This window comes from Xanthomarina sp. GH4-25 (assembly GCF_045363175.1).
GTDB lineage: Bacteria > Bacteroidota > Bacteroidia > Flavobacteriales > Flavobacteriaceae > Xanthomarina.
This window is the reverse complement of record NZ_JBJFLO010000002.1, coordinates 203,931-228,214: the sequence shown is the minus strand read 5'-3', so window position 1 is coordinate 228,214 and position 24,284 is coordinate 203,931. Positions and strand designations below refer to the sequence as shown.

General features: G+C 31.9%; 24 protein-coding genes. 12 read left to right on the top strand and 12 right to left on the bottom strand.

From position 1 onward, the window contains the following. Nucleotides 1-9 precede the first annotated feature (9 nt). From ACI5KZ_RS03710 to ACI5KZ_RS03695, 4 genes are read right to left on the bottom strand one after another with little or no spacing between them, the layout of a single operon-like run. Nucleotides 10-876 carry a nucleoside phosphorylase gene (locus ACI5KZ_RS03710; RefSeq protein ID WP_406846933.1) on the bottom strand — a complete coding sequence of 289 codons (867 nt, stop codon included), beginning with the start codon at nucleotides 874-876 and terminating at the stop codon, nucleotides 10-12. Then, nucleotides 866-1,807, bottom strand: coding sequence for a DUF1835 domain-containing protein (locus ACI5KZ_RS03705; protein ID WP_406846932.1), 942 nt, complete (start codon nucleotides 1,805-1,807; stop codon nucleotides 866-868). The genes ACI5KZ_RS03710 and ACI5KZ_RS03705 overlap by 11 nt, the downstream gene beginning before the upstream one ends. After that, nucleotides 1,807-2,139 carry a translation initiation factor gene (locus tag ACI5KZ_RS03700; RefSeq protein WP_109309501.1) on the bottom strand — a complete coding sequence of 111 codons (333 nt, stop codon included), beginning with the start codon at nucleotides 2,137-2,139 and terminating at the stop codon, nucleotides 1,807-1,809. The genes ACI5KZ_RS03705 and ACI5KZ_RS03700 overlap by 1 nt, the downstream gene beginning before the upstream one ends. A gap of 6 nt (nucleotides 2,140-2,145) precedes the next feature. Further along, complete coding sequence (locus tag ACI5KZ_RS03695; protein ID WP_109309500.1) at nucleotides 2,146-3,096, bottom strand: isopenicillin N synthase family oxygenase; 951 nt, start codon at nucleotides 3,094-3,096, stop codon at nucleotides 2,146-2,148. A gap of 123 nt (nucleotides 3,097-3,219) precedes the next feature. Here ACI5KZ_RS03695 and ACI5KZ_RS03690 point away from each other — a divergent pair, with 123 nt between their 5' ends. After that, nucleotides 3,220-5,226 (top strand): thiamine pyrophosphate-dependent enzyme, encoded by a 2,007-nt coding sequence (locus ACI5KZ_RS03690; protein ID WP_406846931.1) that lies wholly within the window; start codon nucleotides 3,220-3,222, stop codon nucleotides 5,224-5,226. Nucleotides 5,227-5,293: 67 nt separating this feature from the next. On the opposite strand, the gene ACI5KZ_RS03685 is transcribed toward ACI5KZ_RS03690, so the two are convergent. Next, nucleotides 5,294-6,607, bottom strand: coding sequence for a dipeptidase (locus ACI5KZ_RS03685; protein ID WP_406846930.1), 1,314 nt, complete (start codon nucleotides 6,605-6,607; stop codon nucleotides 5,294-5,296). Nucleotides 6,608-6,704: 97 nt separating this feature from the next. Here ACI5KZ_RS03685 and ACI5KZ_RS03680 point away from each other — a divergent pair, with 97 nt between their 5' ends. Further along, nucleotides 6,705-7,136: a 3D domain-containing protein gene (locus ACI5KZ_RS03680; RefSeq protein ID WP_109309497.1), complete on the top strand. Its 432-nt coding sequence runs from the start codon at nucleotides 6,705-6,707 to the stop codon at nucleotides 7,134-7,136. Nucleotides 7,137-7,185: 49 nt separating this feature from the next. Here the strand turns inward: ACI5KZ_RS03680 and ACI5KZ_RS03675 are convergent, their stop codons facing one another. Continuing rightward, entirely contained in the window at nucleotides 7,186-7,317 is a 132-nt protein-coding gene (locus ACI5KZ_RS03675) for a hypothetical protein (protein ID WP_406846929.1), read from the bottom strand. A 683-nt stretch (nucleotides 7,318-8,000) separates the two neighbouring features. Here ACI5KZ_RS03675 and ACI5KZ_RS03670 point away from each other — a divergent pair. Continuing rightward, nucleotides 8,001-8,690, top strand: coding sequence for a hypothetical protein (locus tag ACI5KZ_RS03670; RefSeq protein WP_406846928.1), 690 nt, complete (start codon nucleotides 8,001-8,003; stop codon nucleotides 8,688-8,690). Here ACI5KZ_RS03670 and ACI5KZ_RS03665 read toward each other — a convergent pair. After that, entirely contained in the window at nucleotides 8,677-9,258 is a 582-nt protein-coding gene (locus ACI5KZ_RS03665; protein ID WP_406846927.1) for a pseudouridine synthase, read from the bottom strand. The genes ACI5KZ_RS03670 and ACI5KZ_RS03665 overlap by 14 nt on opposite strands. A 151-nt stretch (nucleotides 9,259-9,409) precedes the next feature. On the opposite strand from ACI5KZ_RS03665, the gene ACI5KZ_RS03660 reads away from it, so the two are divergent. The 3 genes from ACI5KZ_RS03660 to ACI5KZ_RS03650 all read left to right on the top strand — a co-directional run bounded on the left by ACI5KZ_RS03660 (nucleotide 9,410) and on the right by ACI5KZ_RS03650 (nucleotide 13,061). Continuing rightward, nucleotides 9,410-10,969 carry a DEAD/DEAH box helicase gene (locus ACI5KZ_RS03660; protein ID WP_109309494.1) on the top strand — a complete coding sequence of 520 codons (1,560 nt, stop codon included), beginning with the start codon at nucleotides 9,410-9,412 and terminating at the stop codon, nucleotides 10,967-10,969. Between the two features lie 140 nt (nucleotides 10,970-11,109). Beyond that, nucleotides 11,110-11,967 carry a universal stress protein gene (locus ACI5KZ_RS03655; RefSeq protein ID WP_406846926.1) on the top strand — a complete coding sequence of 286 codons (858 nt, stop codon included), beginning with the start codon at nucleotides 11,110-11,112 and terminating at the stop codon, nucleotides 11,965-11,967. 95 nt (nucleotides 11,968-12,062) lie between these two features. Next, a complete protein-coding gene (locus ACI5KZ_RS03650) occupies nucleotides 12,063-13,061 on the top strand; it encodes an NADP-dependent oxidoreductase (RefSeq protein WP_406846925.1) in 999 nt (332 codons plus the stop codon). 83 nt (nucleotides 13,062-13,144) lie between these two features. Here ACI5KZ_RS03650 and ACI5KZ_RS03645 read toward each other — a convergent pair whose 3' ends face one another. The 5 genes from ACI5KZ_RS03645 to ACI5KZ_RS03625 form a co-directional block, all read right to left on the bottom strand. Further along, entirely contained in the window at nucleotides 13,145-13,981 is an 837-nt protein-coding gene (locus ACI5KZ_RS03645) for an OmpA family protein (RefSeq protein WP_109309491.1), read from the bottom strand. A gap of 206 nt (nucleotides 13,982-14,187) precedes the next feature. Further along, nucleotides 14,188-15,204, bottom strand: coding sequence for a trypsin-like peptidase domain-containing protein (locus ACI5KZ_RS03640; protein WP_165815832.1), 1,017 nt, complete (start codon nucleotides 15,202-15,204; stop codon nucleotides 14,188-14,190). A 58-nt stretch (nucleotides 15,205-15,262) separates the two neighbouring features. Further along, on the bottom strand, nucleotides 15,263-16,063 hold the full coding sequence (locus ACI5KZ_RS03635; protein WP_406846924.1) for a DUF1853 family protein: 801 nt from the start codon (nucleotides 16,061-16,063) through the stop codon (nucleotides 15,263-15,265). A 911-nt stretch (nucleotides 16,064-16,974) separates the two neighbouring features. After that, nucleotides 16,975-17,658 carry an RloB family protein gene (locus tag ACI5KZ_RS03630; RefSeq protein ID WP_406846923.1) on the bottom strand — a complete coding sequence of 228 codons (684 nt, stop codon included), beginning with the start codon at nucleotides 17,656-17,658 and terminating at the stop codon, nucleotides 16,975-16,977. Continuing rightward, complete coding sequence (locus ACI5KZ_RS03625; protein ID WP_406846922.1) at nucleotides 17,651-18,964, bottom strand: ATP/GTP-binding protein; 1,314 nt, start codon at nucleotides 18,962-18,964, stop codon at nucleotides 17,651-17,653. The genes ACI5KZ_RS03630 and ACI5KZ_RS03625 overlap by 8 nt, the downstream gene beginning before the upstream one ends. A gap of 1,309 nt (nucleotides 18,965-20,273) precedes the next feature. Between ACI5KZ_RS03625 and ACI5KZ_RS03620 the strand changes: the two genes are divergently transcribed. From ACI5KZ_RS03620 to ACI5KZ_RS03595, 6 genes are all read left to right on the top strand, one after another. After that, the gene (locus tag ACI5KZ_RS03620; protein WP_406846921.1) at nucleotides 20,274-20,825 is read left to right on the top strand and encodes a TetR/AcrR family transcriptional regulator; all 552 of its coding nucleotides are present in this window, start codon (nucleotides 20,274-20,276) and stop codon (nucleotides 20,823-20,825) included. Nucleotides 20,826-20,836: 11 nt separating this feature from the next. Continuing rightward, nucleotides 20,837-21,259: an LIC_13387 family protein gene (locus tag ACI5KZ_RS03615; RefSeq protein WP_406846920.1), complete on the top strand. Its 423-nt coding sequence runs from the start codon at nucleotides 20,837-20,839 to the stop codon at nucleotides 21,257-21,259. Between the two features lie 38 nt (nucleotides 21,260-21,297). Continuing rightward, nucleotides 21,298-22,458 (top strand): MBL fold metallo-hydrolase, encoded by a 1,161-nt coding sequence (locus ACI5KZ_RS03610; protein ID WP_406846919.1) that lies wholly within the window; start codon nucleotides 21,298-21,300, stop codon nucleotides 22,456-22,458. A 66-nt stretch (nucleotides 22,459-22,524) separates the two neighbouring features. Next, the gene (locus ACI5KZ_RS03605) at nucleotides 22,525-23,217 is read left to right on the top strand and encodes a CPBP family intramembrane glutamic endopeptidase (protein ID WP_406846918.1); all 693 of its coding nucleotides are present in this window, start codon (nucleotides 22,525-22,527) and stop codon (nucleotides 23,215-23,217) included. Between the two features lie 24 nt (nucleotides 23,218-23,241). After that, a complete protein-coding gene (locus tag ACI5KZ_RS03600; protein ID WP_406846917.1) occupies nucleotides 23,242-23,625 on the top strand; it encodes a hypothetical protein in 384 nt (127 codons plus the stop codon). A gap of 11 nt (nucleotides 23,626-23,636) precedes the next feature. After that, on the top strand, nucleotides 23,637-24,248 hold the full coding sequence (locus ACI5KZ_RS03595) for a hypothetical protein (RefSeq protein WP_406846916.1): 612 nt from the start codon (nucleotides 23,637-23,639) through the stop codon (nucleotides 24,246-24,248). The last annotated feature ends 36 nt before the right edge of the window (nucleotides 24,249-24,284 follow it).

The following is a 24,284-nucleotide window of genomic DNA, read 5'->3' as shown; positions in this document are numbered from 1 at the left end:
GAGATGGTATTATGCCAACTTGTTTAAGGCATAAGTTATTAATTTTTCTACAACACCTTTTGGGTTTTCACTAAATTGTCCAGTGGCCCTATTAGCAATGATGGCATTTAACGAGAGTGCTTGATGACCTAAAAGTTTTGATAGACCATAAATAGCAGATGTTTCCATTTCAAGATTTGTAATACGAATACCTTGATAATTAAAAGTATCTAGTTTCTTGTTAAAATCTGAATCCTGTACAGGTAATCTTAAAACACGACCTTGAGCTCCATAAAAACCACCTGCTGTAGCAGTTATTCCCTTATAAGTTTGGTCGCTCTCAAATATCTTTTCTAGTATTTTACTGTTATTAATAAGTATTGGTCTTGCTTTTTTTGAGCTCCAATTGGTGAATTCTATAAAAGCATTTTCAAAGTCGGGATTATCTATACCTTCAGTTTTATAAGAATGAAGCATGCCATTTAAATCTAAACCATGAGTACTCATTAAAAAAGCATCAACAGGCACATCTTGTTGTAAAGAACCTGATGTACCAATTCTAATAAAGTTAAGACTAGTTAGAGTTTCTTTAGGTTTTCTGGTAATTAAATCAATATTTACTAAAGCATCCAATTCATTTAAAACAATATCTATGTTATCCGGACCAATTCCAGTAGAAATAACTGTTAATCGTTTCCCTTTATAGAATCCATTTTGTGTTTTAAATTCCCTTTTTTGAGTAGAAAATTCAATGCTATCAAAGTGTTTGGTAACTTTTTCTACACGATCCTGATCTCCAACAAGAATGATATTATTCGCAATGTGTTCAGGTTTTAAATTTAGATGATAAATACTACCATCTGGATTTAATATTAATTCTGAGTCTTTAATCGACATTAAGTTGTGTTTTAATTAAAATATTTGTTTTGTCATTATAAGAGAAATTCAACCTCTCTACACCTCCAAATATTAAGTTATTATTTATTTCGGAAGAAAAATTCTGATACCCAATTAAAGCCTCATGACCTTTTCTATTCAAAGTTATTTTATGGTCTTCTTCTGTATAAAATAGCTGTAACAAGTCTATTAATCTTAATATCTGCATATCTCCAAATCCATAATATCCTTGGTAATTAAGCACATATCCAATGAGTTGATTTTTAGATTTAATAGTTTTTTCATTAATTATTTTTAGAATGTTATTTTCTAATACACTTAATCCAGATTTTAAATTTGGAAAACGTTTTAAATGTGCTTTTAAACAAGCATTTAAATATTTAAAAGAAGATTTTTTTGTTATATATGGTTTAAATAAATTATGATCTTTTCCACAATAAATTTGCCATAAAGTGATTGCTAAATCAATATCACTGTCTTTTAATTTTACCTTATCGTGAAAGTGATTAAATAATTGATCGGGTGATAATTCTGAAAGCCCTTTAAGTTGCGTTTCTCCTTTAATTCTCCCACTACAAACCAAAAAAAGTGGAAGCTGAATGTTTTTTTCATTCAATAATTTTATGACTGCCAGCAAATTAATATGGCAAAACAAATCATATTCAAACCAAAGCACTATTTCTGAAAAACCTGAGGTATCATTTAAAACACTTAATTCCTGCTTAAATTCATCTTCATTTATTTCTATGTGATAGAAACTGTTTAAAAATTCTTTTCTTTTGGTTAGAAACTCATCTGTATTTATTTCAAGACTTAGAGGTCCTTCACATAACATTTCTTGCCATGTAAGAATATGTCCAGGAATATCAAGTTCTTTAAGGTAATTGGTTAAACTATTACCATTGGTTATATGTAATGTCTTTTTACTCATCAACCCCCAACACGTTTCACTTGAAACCCTTTATCTATTAAAATCTTCATGATTTTATCTCTAAAATCTCCTTGTATAATAATTTTATCATCCTTAAAGCTACCACCAACGCTGAGGGTAGTTTTTATGTCTTTGGCAAGTGCTTTAAAGTCCTCAGTTGCACCTGTGTAGCCTTCAAGAATTGTAATAGGCTTTCCTTTTCTTTTTTCGTATTTACAGATGATAGGCTCATCTTGTATCCATAAATCAGTTTCTTTATCTTGGTTTTCTTCTGAAGTCACTTCAGGCTCATGATCTGGAAATAGATTCTTTAATTGGTCTTGTAAATCCATAAAAATCTATTTCTTAATAAGTCCCAACTCAATAAGACGCTCATTTAAGAATTCACCAGCAGTAATATCTTCAAATTGCTTAGGGTTGTTTTCATCGATACAACTGTCTAAGACATCTAATTTCATATCACTTATAGGATGCATAAAGAAAGGAATAGAATAACGTGATGTTCCCCAAAGTTCTCTTGGCGGATTGATAACACGATGGATGGTCGATTTTAGTTTGTTATTTGTATGTCTGGAAAGCATGTCTCCAACATTAATCATTAATTCGTCTGGTTCCGCAATGGCATCTAGCCATTCTCCTTGATTGTTTTGTACTTGCAATCCACGTCCTTGTGCACCCATTAACAACGTAATAAGATTGATGTCTCCATGAGCTGCTGCACGAACGGCATTTTTTGGTTCTTCAAAAATAGGAGGATAGTGGATAGGTCTTAAAATACTATTTCCATTATGAATGTAATTATCAAAATACGTTTCTTCCAACCCTAAATGCAACGCCAAAGCACGAAGCACATATTTGGCTGTTTTTTCTAACATTCTATAGGTTTCTTTACCTATTCTATTAAATTCTGGAAGTTCTTTAACTTCTACGTTTTTTGGATATTCAGCCTCTAGTTTTGGGTTGTTTTCAACAAACTGACCAAAATGCCAGAACTCTTTTAAATCCCCTTCTTTTTTACCTTTTGCACTTTCTTTTCCAAAAGAAATATAACCTCTTTGTCCGCCAATGCCTTCAATTTCATATTTCTGTTTGGTTTCAACTGGTAATGCAAAGAATTCTTTGACTTCGCTATATAAGTTGTCTACTAAGGCATCATCTAAAAAATGACCTTTTAATGCTACAAATCCGATGTCTTCGTATGCTTTCCCAATTTCGTCTACAAACTTTTGTTTTCTAACTGGATCTCCTGAAGTAAAATCTTTTAAATTAACGCTAGGTATATTATTCATGGTATTTGTTTTAATAAGAATGTATTACAAATGTACGAAAACATTATAAAGTTTGGAACACTAATTATTTTAAGAATTTCAATTGAAATTCTCAATTTATACTATATTTGACAAACAATTTTTATGAGTACGCACGTGGCTATACCTACTGAAATACAATACAATAAAACAAATCTAGATTCTACAGAATTACTAGAGTTATATAAAAACATGCTAAAGCCTCGATTGATCGAGGAAAAAATGCTCATTCTTTTACGTCAAGGAAAAGTGTCTAAATGGTTTTCTGGCATTGGTCAAGAAGCTATTTCTGTTGGTGTTACTATGTCTTTGCAAAAAGAGGAATATATTTTGCCAATGCATAGAAACTTAGGTGTTTTTACAACTAGAGAAATTCCATTATACCGTTTATTCAGTCAATGGCAAGGAAAAGCCAATGGCTTTACTAAGGGTCGAGACAGATCGTTTCACTTTGGTACTCAAGAGTTCAAAATTGTGGGTATGATTTCGCATTTAGGGCCACAACTAGGAGTTGCTGATGGCATTGCTTTGGCTAGTAAATTACAAAACAAAAATCAAGTAACTGCCGTATTTACAGGAGAAGGAGGTACAAGTGAAGGAGATTTTCATGAAGCTTTAAACGTAGCTTCAGTCTGGCAATTACCAGTGATGTTTTGTGTTGAAAATAACGGTTATGGTTTATCAACACCAACCAACGAGCAATACAATTGTAAAGACATTGCAGACCGAGCTTTGGGTTACGGTATGGAATCTCATATTATTGACGGTAATAACATTCTTGAAGTCTATACTAAAGTAAAAGACCTGGCTGAAAGCATTAGGAAAAACCCACGTCCTGTGTTATTAGAATTTAAAACCTTTAGAATGCGTGGACATGAAGAGGCAAGTGGCACCAAGTATGTACCACAAGATTTAATGGATGCTTGGGCTAAAAAAGATCCTCTTGATAATTTTCAAACCTATCTTAAAGAGGAAGGGGTTTTAAATGAATCACAAGAAGCATCTTTTAGAGAAGAAATTATTAATGAAATTAACGAACATCTTCAAATGGCTTTCGATGAAGATGCTATTGTAGCTAATGAAAGTGAAGAGTTAGTTGACATATACAAACCTTTTGAATACAAGGAGGTTATAGGAAATTCAGAAACTAAAGAGTTGCGTTTAATTGATGCTATTTCTGAAGGTTTAAAACAATCCATGGAGCAACATAACCACCTTGTAATTATGGGTCAGGATGTTGCAGAATATGGAGGCGTTTTTAAAATAACAGATGGTTTTGTAGAGCAATTTGGAAAAGATAGAGTGAGAAATACACCTATTTGCGAATCTGCTATTGTTGAAACCGGTATGGGCTTATCGATTGCTGGTATGAAGTCTGTAGTAGAGATGCAATTTGCAGATTTTGTGACTTCAGGTTTTAATCCTGTTGTTAATTATTTAGCAAAATCGCATTATAGATGGAGCCAAGAAGCAGATGTTGTGGTTAGAATGCCTTGTGGCGCTGGAGTTGCTGCAGGACCTTTTCATTCGCAAACCAACGAAGCTTGGTTTACAAAAACGCCAGGATTAAAAGTGGTTTATCCTGCTTTTCCAGCAGATGCCAAAGGCTTATTAGCAACAGCCATTAACGATCCAAACCCCGTGTTGTTTTTCGAACATAAAGCTTTGTATAGAAGTATTAGACAAGAAGTGCCAACAGACTATTTTACCTTACCTTTCGGAAAAGCTTCGCTTATAAAAGAAGGTAATCAAGTAACCATTATTACTTATGGTGCAGGAGTCCATTGGGCTTTAGAAACTTTAGAGAAAAACCCAGACATTCAAGCAGATTTAATTGATTTAAGAACATTACAACCTTTAGATACTGAAGCTATCTATGCTTCGGTTAGGAAAACAAGTCGTGCTATTATTTTACAAGAAGACTCTTTGTTTGGAGGTATTGCTTCTGATATCTCATCCATGATTATGGAACATTGTTTCGAAGCTTTAGATGCTCCTGTAAAACGTGTAGCGAGTATGGATACTCCAATTCCATTTATCAATCAATTGGAAGACCAGTATTTGGCTAAAGGGAAGTTTGAAGCAGCTTTGAAAGCATTATTAGCATATTAAAAAATGTCTTATAAAAACTAAAAAGAGAGCCTGTTGGCTCTCTTTTTTAATTAAATTATCTATACATTTATTTTAAAGAATCGGCATAAGCTTGTACGTCATCCAAGACACGTAATAAATTCCCACTCCAGATCATGCCAATCTGTTCTTCGGTATAACCACGTTTTACCAGTTCTAATGTTACGTTAAAGGTTTCAGAAGCGTTATTCCAACCTTCAATACCACCACCACCATCAAAATCGCTACTAATACCAACATGATCAATACCAATCTTTTCAACGATATAATCGATATGATCTACCAAATCTGAAACATTCACGTTAGGAGGGAAGCCTTCAATTTTATTGGCTTTAGCATTTCCTAAGTCTAATACTTTTTTATAATATCCAAAAAAGGCTTCTTGTTCTTGTGGTTCTAAAGCCATAACTTCTTCTTTAGATGTATACCATTTAACACCTAAGGAATCTGCTACTTGTTTTTGAATGCTAAGTATTTTAGCATTTCTTATGTTCATTTTATTAATATTTAAGTAATCGTCTAAAGCAACAACTTGCACGACACCACCATTATCCTTCAACCATTGCAATTGTTCGTCATCCAGATTTCTACTTTCATCACTCAATGCTCTTGCAGCCGAATGTGACGCTATTATTGGAGCTTTACTAAGTTCTATCATTTGTTTCATAGCTTCTTTAGAAGGGTGAGACACATCTACCATCATACCTAAACGGTTCATTTCAACAATCACTTCTTTGCCTAAGTCGCTTAGCCCTTTATTTAGCCAAACGCCTTCTGCTTCACCAGTATGACTATCGCTTAACTGACTATGACCATTATGAGCTAATGATAAATATCGAGCTCCTAGATTATAGAATTTTTCTACATTTTTTATATCTAATCCAATTGGATAACCATTTTCAACACCTATCATGGCTATTTTTTTTCCAGAAGCATGGATGCGTCTCACATCGTCTGATGTTACTGCAAGTTCTATTTGATCTGGTGCAATATCTTCAACTAATTTATGAATGGCATCAAACTTAGACATGGCATTTTCATAAGCCATTTTATAACCTTCATCCGTTAAGGTATCTTGTCCTGTATAGACAATAAACCAAGCAACATCTAGGCCACCTGCTTTCATTTTAGGCAAGGTTACTTGCGATGTTAATTCTTGCGTATAGTTAAGTGAATCGGTGAAATTATTTATATCAATATCATCATGTGTATCGAGTGTAATAACTCTTTCATGTATGGCTTTTGCCCTTTCAACTAAGGCTAGTGAGTCATTGTTTACTGTTGAATTTTCAGTTTGTTTGACATCTTTTTTACAAGAAAAGCATGCTAATAGAGTAAATAAAATTAATACGTTGGTTTTCATATGTTTGTTACGTTGGTTTATGATGTGAAGTTACAAAAAAGTAAGACAGGTTTTATATCTCTTTAAAAATTGTATATTTATTCATAGGTTAAAAAAAATGTATATAAAAATATCTCTAGCAATATCAGCGTTTCTCTTAATTACGACTTGCACAGAAAAAACGAAAGATCCATATACATGGAAGCCTCTTAAGGTGACGGCTACTGCTTATAATTCGTTATCCTATCAAACCAATGATAATCCACATATTACAGCTTTTGGTGATAGTTTATATCCAGGGTTAAAATACATTGCTGTTTCTAGAGATTTACTTGGTTTAGGATTAACACATAATACACCTGTTAAAATTGAAGGTTTTAAAGAGATCTATTTGGTGAAGGACAAAATGCATTCGCGTTGGAAAAATAAAATAGATATCTATATGGGAGTTGATGTTCAAGCTGCAAAGGACTGGGGAAGGAAAAAAATAAACATTCTTTATGGAGTGATTGAAGAAGAAGAAGTTGCAAAGTTTGAAGAAGATAAATAAAAAAAAGCCAGCATGTTAATGCTGACTTTTTTAAAGACTAATTCATTTTTTAATGCGCAAAACGCTTAATACCTGTCCAAAGTTCATCGTCAGAGTTATTAAATCTCTTGACGAGTTTATTAACTGAAAGATGTTTTACTTTCTCGTAAGAATCTCTGGAAATTTTAATAACTGCTTTCATTTTGATTGTTTTTAATTGGTTTGGTTTCTAAAGCATTTTAAGCTTTTAGGGTCTTTAATAAAGGAATAAGAATGATTCGTTCTATACCTTATCTACATCTTCTTTTACTATTCCAAGTATAACTTTTACTTGTATTAGGTTTATGCGATATTTGATTGCTGTCTAAAGTTCTCATAATTTCTAAGTTTTTTGATTGATGACTAATGTTTAGATTATCTAAATCTTCTTTTGCTATTCCAAGTAAAACCTTTACTTGTATTTACTCTTTCCGATACTTGATTACTGTTTAATGTTCTCATAATTTCTAAGTTTTTTTTGATTGATGTATGATGTTTAGATACTATTATCTAAATCTTCTTTTACTGTTCCAAGTAAATCCCTTACTTGTAATAACTCTTTCTGATACTTGATTACTGTTTAATGTTCTCATGATTTTATGTTTTTTAAGTTTGATTGATACTATATAGACGATACAATTTTAAAATTGTTACAGTACCATGTATAACATAATAGTATTTTAACATTATTTAACACATTAACAAAGAGTAGGGATAATGTTTAATAGGATTGCTTAAGTTTGAAAAATTAAAATTTTGATAAAAAATTGGATATGTTTTATTTAGGAACGATTTTTGTCTCATACCTTTTGGTCTTAAAATTCGTTATATAAACTAATACGTGTTATGAAAAATGTTTGCCTCATTTTCTTTTGTATATTTTCATTATCTATTTATTCTCAAATAGATAATAGAAATGAATCGACAGCAATTCCAGCAAAAGAGAGCAAGGAGGGAAGTGAGAGTAATACACTTCTAGAGTCCAAGCCGATAGAAAATAACGGATTAGGTAATTCAGATTCCGATAAAATTAATGGATTATCTGTACCAAAGCAAAATCCACTTTCCAATTCTAATGAGAAAGAATTCTCCATGTTTCAATCGGAACAATTTGGTAATCCAGCCGAATTATATACAAAACAATTAAAAAGACATACTGGATATGCTAAAGAAGAAGTTGGTTCTAGAGAAAACGGAAGCACGACCAATCAATATCTAGGAGATTTTAAAACAGGTGTTTCAAAAGTCAATGTTATTTATCGAGATCATATGTATCCAGATGGAGATCGTGTTCGCATATTTGTGAATGATGAAGTGGTTATGCCAAATGCCTTATTACAATCTTCATTTAATGGATTTCAATTAGATCTTGTAGAAGGGTTTAATAAAATCGATTTTCAAGCTTTAAACCAAGGAGATTCGGGACCAAATACAGCCGAACTTCAAATATTGGATAGCACAGGAAATATTATTGCAACTGGTATTTGGAATTTAGCAACTGGTGTTAAAGCAACACTTATCGTTATAAAGGAATAATATCTATTTGCTCAAAATTCCCTGGTTGCATTTGTCCAACCTTAAATTCTCCTATTCTTACACGAACCAATCTTAGTGTAGGAAATCCAACAGCAGCAGTCATTTTTCTAACTTGTCTAAATTTACCTTCTGTTAAAGTTATAGACAACCAAGAGGTTGGTCCATGTTTGATATCTCTTACAAAACGTTCTGGTATATCGGGAGCAGAAAGAAATAGAAAAGCCTTGCAAGGCTTCGTTCGGTAAGGTTTTCCTTGAACAGAAATAACGACACCATGTTTTAGTGTTTCAATTGTTTCAGAATGCATTATGCCATCAACCATCACATAATATTCTTTTTCAATATTAGAGCTTCTTATGTAATCACTTGCTTTCCCATCGGTAGTTAACAGCAACAACCCTTCAGATTTTTCATCCAATCGACCAATAGCCATCAGGTTTTCAGGAAAATCATTGAGAGCACCAAGTAGTTTTTTGTTACGCCTTTTGTTTTGATTATTAACAAATTGACTCAAATAACCATAAGGTTTATAAAGCTTAAAATGTGTCTGTTTTTTAGAAAGATCCATAATATAACAAAATAAGAAAGTGTTTTAAAATTTTAAAGGAAATGATTCTTGAATCTTATTAACTACAAATGTTAAAAAAACTTAAGAATTTTATTCACTATAAAGCTATAAAAACTAAGAAAAGACCTTATTTTTGCACATTACAAATTTTATGAGCAAGACAGTTACATCTTTAGAATTAGAAGACAGACAAGTAGGGAAAAACCTATATAGCTACCAAAAAGGAGCGATTGATAAAATTTTTAAATGCTTTGAAGAGGCTCCAGAAGATTACCATTTACTATACCAATTGCCTACTGGTGGAGGAAAAACTGTTATTTTTTCTGAAATAGTTAGACAGTATTTAAAACACCATAAGAAAAAGGTGTTAGTGATGACTCACCGAATTGAGTTGTGCCGACAAACATCGACCATGCTTGAAGAATTTGGTGTAGATAATAAAGTAGTAAGTAGCAAAGCCAATTTAGACGACCAAGCTCAATACAGCTGTTTTGTGGCTATGGTGGAAACTTTAAACAATCGTTTACAAGAAGATAAACTGGATATTTCCGATATTGGCCTAGTCATTATCGATGAAGCTCATTACAATTCATTTACTAAATTATTTAAATATTTCGAAAAATCTTTCATTTTAGGAGTTACTGCAACACCATTAAGTTCGAATATCAAGCTTCCAATGAAAGATAATTACGATGAACTTATTGTAGGTGAAACCATCGAGTCTTTAATAAAGAATGAATTCTTATCTCAAGCAGATATTTTTTCATATAATGTAGGATTAACGTCTTTAATTGTTGGTGCTAATGGAGATTATACCGTAAAATCTTCTGAAGATTTATACACCAATCACGACATGCTTACCAAGCTCATGCAAGCGTATGAAGAGCGTTGTAAAGGCAAGAAAACCCTAATTTTTAATAACGGTATTAATACCTCTTTACATGTGTACGATACCTTTCGTAGTGCAGGATATCCTGTGGCACATTTAGATAATACCAACACCAAAAAAGAAAGAAGAAAAATACTTAAATGGTTTAGAGATACTCCAGACGCTATTCTTACTTCTGTAAGTATTTTAACCACTGGTTTCGATGAGCCAACTGTGGATGCCATTATTCTAAACAGAGCAACAAAATCCTTGACATTATATTACCAGATGATTGGTCGTGGCTCTCGTATTCTTCATAATAAAAATACTTTTACGGTTATCGATTTAGGGAATAATTTACACCGATTTGGACCTTGGGGAGCTGATTTAGACTGGCAACGTATTTTTAAATCTCCTAATTTTTATTTAGATAATATCTTAAGTGATGAAGATTTAGAAGATAATTTTAGATACGAAATGCCAGACGAGTTAAGAGCTGAATTTTCTAACTCGGATGTGGTGTATTTCAACATTAAAGAAACCTATATTGATGCTGTTAGAAACGGGGAATCTTCAAAAGTTGTATTAGAACGCTCTATAGAACACCATGCAAAAATATGTATTGAGAACAGTGAAGATTTGTATGATGCTTTAGATCTAGCAAAAAAACTAGGCGATGATATTGATTACAGAATCCATCGTTATACCAAATGCATTAGTAAGAGTACCTTTAATTTTGTGGAATGGCTAAAAAATGATTACCGAATGAAACTCAGAGCGTATTTACGTAGCAATTTCGATGAAGTTTTTGAAGAAGTCCACGGCAGACCAGCTGAAAACTAAGTAACAATCTCTTGTAACACCATTTTTATTCTAATGTTTCAATGAACATGTCGTGATTAAGGACTTAATGTCCCAAAACTGATAAATGTCAATGTTTATCTTACAAATTAATAATATCTTTAACTTTAAATAGAAAACCTATGAAAAAGATATTATTACCAACAGATTTTTCTGCAAACTCCTGGGAAGCATCCTTATATGCTTTCAATCTGTTTAAAGATGAGACTTGCACATTTTACATCATGCATTCGCTGGAGCCATTAGTGTCTGCACCTTCAACAGCTGTTTCTTCTAAAAGAGCAAATGAAGCCATAAGTAAATCTAGATTGAATGAATCTAAAATTGAATTAGAAAAGGAACTAAACAAGATTCATGAACTTCCTAAAAATAACAAGCATTCATTTGAAACCATAATTGTTCATGACTATTTTTTGAGTGCTGTACATGGAACCACCAAAGAACTAGCTATCGATATTGTGGTGCTAGGAACCAAAGGTGCTAGTGGTATTAAGGAAATGACTATTGGAAGTAATACAGCCAATTTAATTAAAAAGCAAACTTGCCCAATCATTGCAGTACCACAAGGTGCACTTGTAAATAATAAGTCTATGTTGGAAATAGGATTTGCAACCGATTTCAGTATTGCCAATTATCATCATGACCTCGATTTATTAAAAGCAATTGCAACAGCAAACACTTCCAGGGTTTCTGTGGTGCATGTATTAAATAAACAAGCCGAATTATCTCCAGAATTACGTGCTAACAAACTCGCTTTAGAAATGACTCTAAAACCGTTGCCTATAGATTTTTATTTTATTACAGATGTAGCGGTAGAGGTAGGGACACGGGTTTTTAGTGAAAGCAGAAAATTAGGCATGCTTTGTATTATCAATAAAAAACGTAGTTTCTTTGAAAAGCTTTTTAGTAAAAGTAATAGCAAGTCTATTAGTAGTCATCTTAATGTGCCATTAATTATTTTCAATCATGAAACAATATAACCCTGCAAAGGTGTTAGGTTAAATTTATATTAAAGGGCTTTCAATTATTTAGAATGACTTAAGAAGTTGTATTTTTAGAGAAGATATATCATTTTATGAACAAACAACTTATTTTAGCAAAGCGTCCAGAAGGAATTCCAGACGCATCAACTTGGACTTTAGAGTCTCATACAATTCCAACCATTTCAGATGGAGAGTTTTTAGTACAACAGCACTATGTGTCTTTAGATCCTGCCATGCGTGGTTGGATGAACGATTCTAAATCTTATATAGAACCAATAGCTATTGGAGATGTTATGAGAGCTGGTTCCATTGGAAAAATTATCAAATCCAATCATCCAGACTTTCACATTGGAGACACCGTAACCGGGTGGGGTGGTGTGCAGCAGTATGCAGTAGCAACAGATAAAACTTGGTACAAAGTAGATACCAATTTAGCGCCAATGCCAATTTATTTAGGAACCCTTGGTATGCCAGGGATGACGGCTTATTTTGGGATTTTGGAAGTCGGTAAAATTAAAACTGGAGATGTGGTACTGGTTTCAGCTGCAGCTGGAGCTGTTGGTAGTATTGTTGGACAAATAGCCAAACTAAAAGGCTGCTATGTAGTTGGTATTGCCGGAGGAAAAGAGAAGTGCGATTACCTTAAAAACGAACTTGGTTTTGATGCCACCATCGATTATAAATCTGAAAACATCTTTGACGCTGTTAAAGAAACCTGTCCGAAAGGCATCGACGTTTATTTCGATAATGTTGGGGGTGACATCTTAGAGGCTGCTTTATCTAGACTGCGTATGCATGCCAGAGTGGTTATTTGTGGCGCGATATCACAATACAATAATTTAGAAGAAGTTAAAGGCCCACGAAATTATATGTCTTTATTAGTAAGTAGAGCTACCATGCAAGGCATGATTGTTATGGATTATGCACCACATTATGGAAAAGCAGCTAAAGAGATGGGACAATGGCTTATGGAAGGAAAGCTAAAAAGTAAAGAAGCTATTTACGAAGGCATTGAAAATTTTCATGAAACCTTTATGCGTCTCTTTTCTGGTGATAAAAAAGGAAAACTTGTATTGAAAGTGATAGAGTAACAGATCTAATTAAAAAATATAAAAAAGACGTTATCATCTGATAACGTCTTTTTTTTTGGACTAATTAATATAATATTAAAAGTTTATTGGTTTGATTCCATTAAAGCAAAAAACTTATTGATGTTTGGTAAGATAATGATACGTGTACGTCTGTTTTTAGACCTGTTTTCATTAGAATTATTTTCTACCAAAGGCTGATAAAAACTTCTACCAGCAGCAATTAACTTTTCAGGAGCCACGTTATAATCTTCTTGTAATTTCTTTACCACTGAAGTAGCACGTAACACACTTAAATCCCAATTGTCTTTTACAGCCGCATTTGCTAACATGGTTTGATTGTCTGTATGACCTTCAACCATTACGTCTAAGCTTTCTTCAGAATTGATTACATCGGCAATTTTTTGTAGAATGTTATTGGCTTTATTACTTACACGGTAACTTCCAGAATTGAATAGCATTTTATCTGAAATAGAAATCATAACGACTGTTTCGTTGATGTCTATAACAAGATCTTCGTCTTCATTCATACTAGAGGTATCTATAGATTTACGCAGGTTATAACCAACAGCTAAATTCATAGAATCTTTAAGTGTTTTTGCTTGAGCCAAATCGTTTTGATCTACGTTTTTAAGCGTCGCTTCCATTTGCTTTCTCACATCGTTAGAAATAACAATATCGTCACCAACAGTAACTAACTTAGCATCGCTTTCTTCAGTTAAAGAATTTATCTTGGTATTATAGGTATCAATTCTTGCTTGAATCTCATCGAATTTAGCCTCTAAATCTTCTTTAGCGACTTGTGTTTTTTGCAATTCGCTTCTTATTTCTCCATTCTCTTGTTCTAAGGCAACATATTTTTTCTTAGAGACGCAGGCGGTCATAAAAATTCCAGTTAGAATAAAAATTGATAGTCTTTTCATAATATAAGTTTATTGTTTTTGGTTTATAGTTATATCTACGCAAGAGAAGTGAGCATAGATGTTTCAACTTTGGTTTTAATATTTATTTAACATTAACCCAAAGCCTGTAAAAACAAGGTGTTCTAATTATAAAAGACTTAAAGAAAGTGCATTGACTTGCAAAAAAGAGCTGCTATTTGTATTAATTCTCTATTAAAGTTTCTAGCTTATTGATGTTTTAAAGTTAAAATTTTACCATCTCTATAGATGGTGACCGTAAATTTTGGATGGTCTCCCATGTTATTAGCAAACGCAGCTAATTTGTTTAAGCTGGCTTCATTTAATTCAAATATCAGGTCGTTAAAACCTAATATAATATCGCCACCTAAAATCAATTTCTGATTGTCTATCACAACTTCGGTATGACCTCCTTTAATTCCCATCTCACCAAAAATTGAACTATCTACCACACGTTGTACCAATAGGGCATTGGCTTGTGGGACATTTAAGAGTTTACATTCTTTAGTAGAAAGAGTATGCATGTCGGCACCAAGCCATGGCATTTTATCATTCATTAGCAATTTAGCAGCTAGGTTTGAAGTACTGGCATAACCAATACCATCAAATCCTCCAGACTGTGTTGCAATACTACTCACTATACCAACAACTTCACCCTTTAAATTAAACATTGGACCACCAGAATTACCATGATTTATAGCAGCATCTGTTTGAATGAATTCTCTGTTTATAAATGGGTTTTTACTTGACTGGTCTTTTCTAATTCCACTAACATACCCAGAAGATAAAGAAGCTCCCTGGCCATAAGGAGCACCAATAACAAAAATACGTTCGCCAACTTCTAAGGCATCAGAATCACCAAAAGCAACAGTAACCGGGTTGATACGAGGTCTGAACAATTTAATTAAGGCAATGTCTGCACTTTTATAAGAACTCACTACGGTTGCAGGAATGACATCTCCATCAGGAAAAAGGACACTTATTTTCTCAGGAACAGTAACTACATGAGCTGCTGTAACTATCAATCGATCTGAAATCATGAAACCAGAACCTAAGCCTTCCTTTGTAACGACATTGGTTTTTGATATCTCGGAAGAAACAACTTCTTTTTCCGAAGTAAAAATAATAACTACGGCTGGGCTTACTTTTTTATAGATTTCAGAAAGATCTTGCGCATTCACAAAGAAGGTTGTGCATGTAAAGAGTAATAAGTAAATATATTTCATATACATTGAGTGATTTTTATCTAGCAAATTTAAGTCTTTTTTTAGTGGCATTGCCTATTTACCACCAAACAATAAAAGCCTTTTTTAGCTCTCCATTAGGCTGTTTTATCCAAACCATAGGAGAGGATTGTGCTTCTAAAATTGGGGTTATAAGTTCCATAAATGTTGTATGTAATAACCATGTTACTTGGGTCTGTGGCTCCAGTAACCAATTGGCTTTGCTGGGTATGTAAAACTTATAAGTCTTCAATTCTTTTAGGTCTTCTTTTTTAAAATAGCATCCAACCACGCATTCTGAATTGATAAGTGAAAACTCTGGAAGGGCTTTGTTAAAAGGCACAAATAACTGGGCTTTAAATAAGACTTGCTGCTTGATATCTCGAAGGGCAACCTCATGTTTCTCCAAGTATTTCAAGGTTTCAGGATGATAGAGCAGTGGCAACTGCTTGTTTTTTAGCTTGTCTAGTTTTTGCAGCAGGCTGTCTTTCCGGTTAGGACCAATCCAATGGTCTAATTCGGTGGTACCAACAGCAGCATCATACACATAGAATTTATAGATAATTTCCAGATGTACTGGTTTATTAGTTATTAAGAGCAAGGCATCTATTTCGCCAAGTGTGTGTTTTTCCTGTTGGATTTGTAGGTTTTCGAATACTAAGGAAATCTGTGGATCTTGTTTTAATTGGTGAAATACAAATTGCTCGACACGTTTTCCTAAACGGATGTTTTTTGGAAGACTTTCGTTAAAACCTGTCTTTAGATTTGAAGATAATTTTAATTGCTGCAAATGATACACCAATTGTCCGTTCCAAAGATTGGGTGTGTTTACATAACCTTGGTATTGTAGATTTACTTGCATTATTAATACACAGATATTTTTAGTAATAGGTTTCAAATATAACCAAGGTAAGTTGTAGAACGATATGTATGCTGTAAAAATTGTTTGGCTGCAACAGGTTCTAATTAAGTTATAGGAGTGTGTTGATATTTTCTATTTTACATAATATAAATTATAGTACAAATGTTATAATTGGTATTTTATGAGAGGAGTCCATTTGATAGCTATAATGTAGTATTATGTAAAATATCCCAGAAGCATTCGTTTTCATAAGAATAATTGGAACTTGGGTCATTAAACTAATAAGCGGTTTGCTTCGCAGCGTTTATAAAACATTTGTATCTATAATTAGCCGTTATGTAAAATAGCCGCTACCAAGCGCTCGATTGTTTTATAAAATCAAATTGCTCTGGCAATTTATTTTACACACAATTATCCAACGCTTGCCAACGCCAAAATAAAAGCTAACCTTTTTGCTGTAATTTAAATTTTAGCGTATTTGAATAATTGTGCTTCATATTTTTTTCTAGGCGATTCTCATGACATTCCATAAGAGCTTAAATTTTATGAAGGATAAAATTCTAAGCACTTATTCTATTCTCGTTGCTATTCTCGTTTCTATTTTAACTTTTTTTGATTGTAACTATTAATATTATGTAAAATAGAAATTGAGAATTTGAACTTTTAAAGGTTTGATTATATCTTTTTTTCTTGATAAAAAAAGAAACAAAAAAATCAAGACTGCATAAACTTTTGGAAACAATTACGGTTCATTACACTATATTTTAGGAAACAGTGTAACCCATTAAGATTGTTTTGAAATCCCTTGTATAATAGAAACTATTAGGAAACTGTATTTCTAGACCCCTAAAATATGGACGCTCCACTCTCCTATTGTTTTACCAAAATTTTATGAGGTCAGGTAAAAGAAATTATTCATCTTCTTCTTTATATGAATTTAATTCTTCAACAAGTTTATATACCCTTGTGACTGGATTTGAATTTGCTCGTGACTTACCATTATGTATTTTTTCTAAATTTATAGCTCTTTGGATTGCTAAATCTTCTCTACTTGTTTCTAATGTTTGCAGTAAATTATAAATATCAGGGTCATTTTTGAGATACTTTTTATTCAAATGATTGCTTAACAATTTGGAATAATCTTTTCGGCTTATAGCATTTTGATAATCTTCAAAATGTAATAAATACCATAATTCAAATGCTTCATTTGAATAAGCACAATTATAGCCATGTGCATTAGCCTTATTTATTGCATTTTCAAAATTTGCAGAAGGAAATGAATCTTTATCAAAAATAATCCACACTTCAAATTCAATAGTTGAATTTATTCTTTGATATCTAGGCATCATTTTAATTGCATGATTAACCAATGACAGTGTATTTTTCCCACCACTTGGGTCAATATCTACTTGAACTAAATTAACAGGTAGCACATTTTTTAAAGAAATAAAATAATTAGGTTCTGTTCTTGCTCCTTCACAAAACAGTAAATAATATTTTCTGGTTGGTTTATTCTCTACTATTCTAGCATCTCTCTCTGCCTTTCTATTTAATCTTTTTAAGATTGCATTGTCTATTTTAGTAACTCTAGCCATTCGTTACTTTTTTAGTTCTTTTACGTCGATGTTTCATTATTGAATCAAAATCACCAATAAATGGAATAGCTCCGTATTTTCCGCTAATGTAGTTTTTCTCGTACGCTTCATCATTTCTAGGTTTATATTCAATTAATGAATATAAATGCGATTCACCATAGTTATCTTTTTCTGCAAAATATATTTGATCTCTCCTAAAGATATCTCTATCTAATAAATTAGTATCATGTGTGCTAAAAATTAATTGAGCATTATTTGGATTACCTTCTTTACTATTAAATAATTCAATAATCTTCCTTGTTAATAATGGATGCAACCTAGTATTAAACTCATCTATAATTAATATTGTTCCGGTTAATATCGTATGGATTATTGGCCCAACAATATTAAAAAATTTATTTGTACCATGAGATTCTTGATCATTAAGAGAAAACTCTACTTCACCTACTTTCTTATTCTTACTGTCATAAACATCATGAAATGTTGTTATGTCGGCTACTGTTTCACTTTTTAATTCCTCTAGAATTTTCTTATAATGTTTCTTACCTTTTTTCGAGAAAATATCTTCACTAAAATCAGAAAACTCATTTTCTAATTCATTTAATTTTAAATTATTAATACCTAAATCAGCTAATTTTATAAAATCAAGAACCATTTTTGAGGTCTTTTTATCTTCTAACATTTCAGCGGTAATATCAAAATAATTAGCATCATTAATTCCATGAAGAAAATTACACATTCTAAACCATTCTACAATTTTATTTGAAATTTCACCATTGAATTGTGCAGCTACTGATAAGAAAAGAGCATTGGGTCTTGTTTTATCTTCTAAACGATCTCCTTCTGAAAATTTTTCAACCATTTGAATATTATCCATATCACGAATAAACAAAGGCTTTTCTTGCTTTCTTAAAGTTTCAAATAACCACTCTGAAACAAACCTTTTATTAGTGGCTTCAAAACCATAGCGATACTTAGTTTTGCCTATATAAAAAATCATTTCAAATAGAGTTGGTTTTTTCTCAGAAAAATTATCAAGTAAATAAGGTTTGATATTAAGAGGGTCGTTTGCAAGTGATTCTTTCGATGAGTTTTTAACTAACCATCTCATTTGAGCAATAGAATCTAAAAAATTTGATTTACCACTTGCATTAGCACCATATATTACAGCACATTTAAGTAGATTCATTCTTTCCAATTCTATTACAGCTTCATTTTCTAAATCTTTGATTGAAGCAGCAATCAAGCTTAGTCTATTATTCTTTCTAAAAGACCTATTATTTGTTGTATTAAACTCTATTAACATACGGATAACTCGTTATTTATTGAACAAATAAAACATTTTTTTAATATAAATCAATTAAATTTACGAAAAAATCTCAAAAATGAATCATTATTAACTATTTATTATGATAATAGCGCTAATATATTTATCCATTTCACACACATTCTACTACTCTCCTACCGTCGTTTCGTAAAAAGAGTGTTCCATTAACATCCTAGAGAAACATTTGTAAAGAAAAAAATAAAGGAAATAATGTATTAAACTTTCGCTTTTACCAAAGCTCAAGTTACATAACGCAGAACATTATAGTACATTTTATAACAGTTAGAGAAATAGCCTTTTAGGCGATATTTGACATAATTACAGATATAACGTCGCAGACTTATATCGATAGTAATTATGACAAGCTAATTGTGGCTTCGTTAGAATAATTTAAATGTGTAGCTATAATGATACTATGTAAAATAGAGCTTCTCGTTTAATTAGAATATTCTGTACAATGATCAAGATTTTATTTTTTAAACGATTCTAAGCGATTAACATTGGTAGAAATCAACGCCAAAATAAAAGCTAACCTTTTTGCGCTTATTAAAAATCGCGTATTCGATAAAATGAACGTCAAAAAAAAATTTAGACGATTACTCACGTCGTTAATATTGTTTTAGACGTGTTCGTGAATGCTGCGCATGTCTCGTGGCATTCCATAAGAGCTTAAATTTTATGAAGGATAAAATTCTAAGCACTTATTCTATTCTCGTTACTATTTAAACTTTTTTAATTGTAACTATTAATATTATGTAAAATAGAATTTAATTTTTTGAACTTCTAAAGGTTTTATTAATTCTTTTTTTCTTGATAAAAAAAGAAACAAAAAAATCAAGACTGCATAAATTTTTGGAAACAATTACGGCTCGTTACGCTATATTTTAGACTATTTGGCGTTAATAAAATGTCTACTAGACATTTTTAGCTAAATACGATTCGAAAGAAACATTTAGTAAAGTGTTATATCCAAATCCAATCATCCACAGGATAATTGCATTGGTATAGCCTAAAATTTGGACGCTCACTACCCAGCCACATCAACTTGCAGATTTAAATAATTGATGTGTTAAGCAATAATTTAAACTCCTGTTTTACCAAAATTTTATGAGGTCGTTCATTTATTATTTCAAGTTTTTCTTCTTTCAACACTTATAGATTGTATAAATTAAAATCTGATTATATGATGGTGGAAACAATTAGAATTATAAAAATATTAACATTTTTATAAACGGTTACGTTCAATAAATAATTTACATTTGTTTACTAAACGTTAACGTCTAATAAGATGCCTAAAATAGTTGCACAAAAAAAAGATTGGTTAAAGCTTGGCTATAAATTGTTTTCTGAAAAAGGAATTTCTGGCATAGTGGTTGAAAATATGGCTAAAAACCTAAACTGCAATAAATCCAGTTTTTATTGGCATTTTAAGACCAAAAAGGAATTTATAAGGCAGATGGTTAACTATTGGGTAGAAAACAAAACGAAAAAAATCATTGAAATCACAAGTGCCGAAGATAATGCGTCCCAAAAATTAAATAAACTCATAGAGATAACCTATAGCAAGATGCCGTATTTAGACTTTGTTTTTTACCTAAAAAGATACGCTGTTAAGGACAAAATGATTTCAAAAATCATTGACGATGTTGATAATCAAAGAATTGAGTATGTAAAAGAATTGTTGAAAGAAAATGGCTATAAGGACAAAGAGGCAAAGATTAAAGCATCGTTGCTCTACAAGCATTTAATCGGTTTTTATGAAATGACGCGTTATAAAGAACTGGATAGTAAATATATGACAGAAGTAAAAAAAGAGATTGAACAAATTATTGACATATAAAATAAAAAACCATGACAATTATTGCACAGTATTTATGGCTTATAGGCGCTTTAATTTTTTTTATTTTAGGAGGCATTCATTTAACCTATACATTCTTTACCAATAAGTTTTCTTCAAGAAACCAAAATGTTATTGCAGAAATGAAGTCGTCTTACCCAATATTAACTAAACGCACTACCATGTGGAAAGCATGGATTGGCTTTAATGCAAGTCATAGTATGGGAGTGCTGTTTTTTGGCATTATAAATCTATATATAGCCTTCAAGTATTTTGATGTTTTACAATCAGACCATTTCTTTTTCCTTTTGAATATATTAATAGCTGGATTTTATGTTTGGCTTGGAAAGAAATATTGGTTTAATGTACCTTTTATTGGAGCATTTATTACTCTAACATGTTACTTATTATCCTATAGCATCATATTTACAGCATAAAGAAATACATCATTACTATTATTAATAACTAGAAACCTATGAAATACCTTAAAACTCTTTCATTAACTATTTTTATAATCCTTAATAGCTCATGTACAGAAGCTAAAACAAAAAAGGAAACCAACAAAACAACACAAACTGAAAGTAAGACTACAAAGCATTCAGATTTTATCCAACAAAAAATAACAGACAATTTATACATCCTAAAAAATCCAAATTATAACACCAATGTTGGCGTTTATATTGGCGAGAAGGAGATTCTTTTAGTTGACCCAATGACAGGAAACAACAATCAAGAACAATTGTTGAACGCCATAAAACAACTGTCTGAAAAACCTGTTACATATGTCATCAACACCCATCATCATATGGATCATAGTGGTGCAAATACGTTTTTTAAGGATTTAGGAGCAACCATTATTTCACAGGAAAATACTAAATATACAAATGCAACTTACGATGTTACTTTTAAAGACACTTATACATTGAATTTGGGTAATGAAACAATAGAACTTTACCATACTGTTGCACATACTTTTGATGACGTTTTGGTGCACTTTAAAAGCAATAATGTTGTATTCATGGGAGATACCTATATGACCAATTCCTTTCCACATTTTTATTATGGTGGTGGCAGTAAAGGGCATTTAAGTATCATTGACAAAGCATTGGCTCTTGGAGATGCAACTACTGCTATAGTACCAGCTCACGGAAATTTGACCGTCACCAAAAATGAACTTACTACTTATAGAGAAAGCTCGGTAAAATGGATGAGCAGAATCAAACAACTTCACAGTGAAGGGAAAAATTCTGATGCCATTGCTGATGATGCACAAATACAACAATTGAGTATGGTTTTTAATGATGGTAAGGATGTGTCTAAACAAAACATCCAACGAACCATAGACAAAACAATAGCTGTTGATTTTGTTGATACCATTGAGCTTAACGCTAATGCCTTAAAAAATTATGAAGGTATTTATCAATATGAAAATGGTCAAGTTGATGAAATTATTCTTCAAAACGGCACATTGATTTTACGAAGTGAAGGCAATTACATGTATGAAATTGTCCCGATTTTAGAAACCAAGTTCCATATAAAAGGACAATTTCCAAATAAGTATTTAACCTTTGATGCCACCAATACACAATTTGTTTTCTTTAATGGAAAAGAACGTTTAACAGCAAAAAGAAAGTAACAAGCATCAAAACTTACCGTCGTAACATTATTACATCTTCAAAAAACGCATAATCAATCATCAAGCATGAAAAATAAAGTCAACATCGTACTAGAGATTATTAGTGTATTAGCCATAATGCTTGCAATTAAATCGATTGTAGATTATTTTGAAATCAATGGTGCTGGTTCTATAGCAATATGGTCTGCCATTTTTATAGCCACTATTTTTATGAGGAGAAGAAAAACCACTTGGAGAGATTTGGGGTTGGTTTTACCAAAAGGGAAACGAGAGTGGCTTACTAGTATCGGATTAGCTTTCTTAACAGTGATTATTGTATTCCTCCTAATGGGACTTATTTTAGACCCAATTCTTACTCACTTCGGATTGGAAAAACCGTCAGATGTTGCCGATAGGTTTCAGTTTTTTCTTGGAAACCCCATACTCTTCATCACTTACCTTGTAACAGTTGTTTGGATTGGTGCTGCTTTAGGAGAGGAATTATTAATGCGAGGGTTTCTACTCAATCGCCTTACTGATGTATTTGGTAAAAATAAAATTGGTTGGATAGCAGCTATGGTAATTCACGCCATAATATTTGGTATGTTGCATATCTACCAAGGAATTGCAGGAATCATTACAACTACATTTATAGCGCTTATTTTTGGTAGTATTTATTTAATTGCAAAAAGAAGGTTTTTCCCAGTTATATTGGCTCATTTAATTATTAATACCATTAGTTTAACAGCTTTTTATATTACTGGTGGCGTTGTGAACTAAGGAATCCACAAAAACATTAGATAAATGAACATCTACTTTTTCATAGCTGGAATTTTATGCTTTCTATTAGGAATTGCTCACTCAATCCTTGGTGAATACTTGATTTTTAAAAACATAAGAAATAAAGAAAAATTAGTTCCTACAAAAGAAACCATAGAATTAAAGGAAAGGCATGTGCGCATCCTTTGGGCAACCTGGCATCTGGCTACAGTTTTTGGTTGGTGTCTTGGAGCCATATTGATAAAAATTTCGATTTTAGAAGAATCACAGTTAATTGACTTTATAGTTAAAACAATTGGCTTAACTATGTTTTTATCATCGTTATTGGTTCTCATTGGAACTAAAGGAAAACATCCAGGGTGGCTTGTACTTTTAGCCATAGGAATAGTATTGATAATTGGAACTTAAAACAGTTTAAAATGACCATAAAGAAACTACATTACTTCTCTGGAATTATCCTATCCATTTTTGTTGGCTTTCACTTATTCAATCATTTGTATAGCCTATTTGGTTCAAACGCTCATATTGAATTGATGGAGAAATTAAGAATTGTTTATAGAAATGTATTTGCCGAAACCATTTTGCTTTTGTCTGTTGCAGTTCAAATAATTACTGGGGTAAAACTGTTCTCAAAAAAACGTGGAACTGCTTCAGGTTTTTTTGAAAAACTGCATATTTGGTCAGGGCTTTATTTGGCGTTTTTTTTAGTAATCCACGTTAGTGCAATATTGTCAGGTAGGCTTATTTTAAATTTAGACACCAACTTTTATTTTGGAGTTGCTGGTCTCAACATATTTCCTTTGAGTTTGTTTTTTATTCCTTATTATGGTTTAGCTATCTTCTCGTTTTTTGGGCATGTTGCTGCTGTACATTTTAAAATAATGAAGCTTCGTATATTTGGAATGTTACCTAACAAACAAGCGTATTTCATTCTAATAATTGGAATTTTTGTAGCTATAGCTATACTTTATGGGCTAACAAATGGATTTAATGGCGTAGAAATTCCAAAAGAATATAATTTGTTTACTTAAATGTATAAGATATATTATTAGTCATTCCACACACAT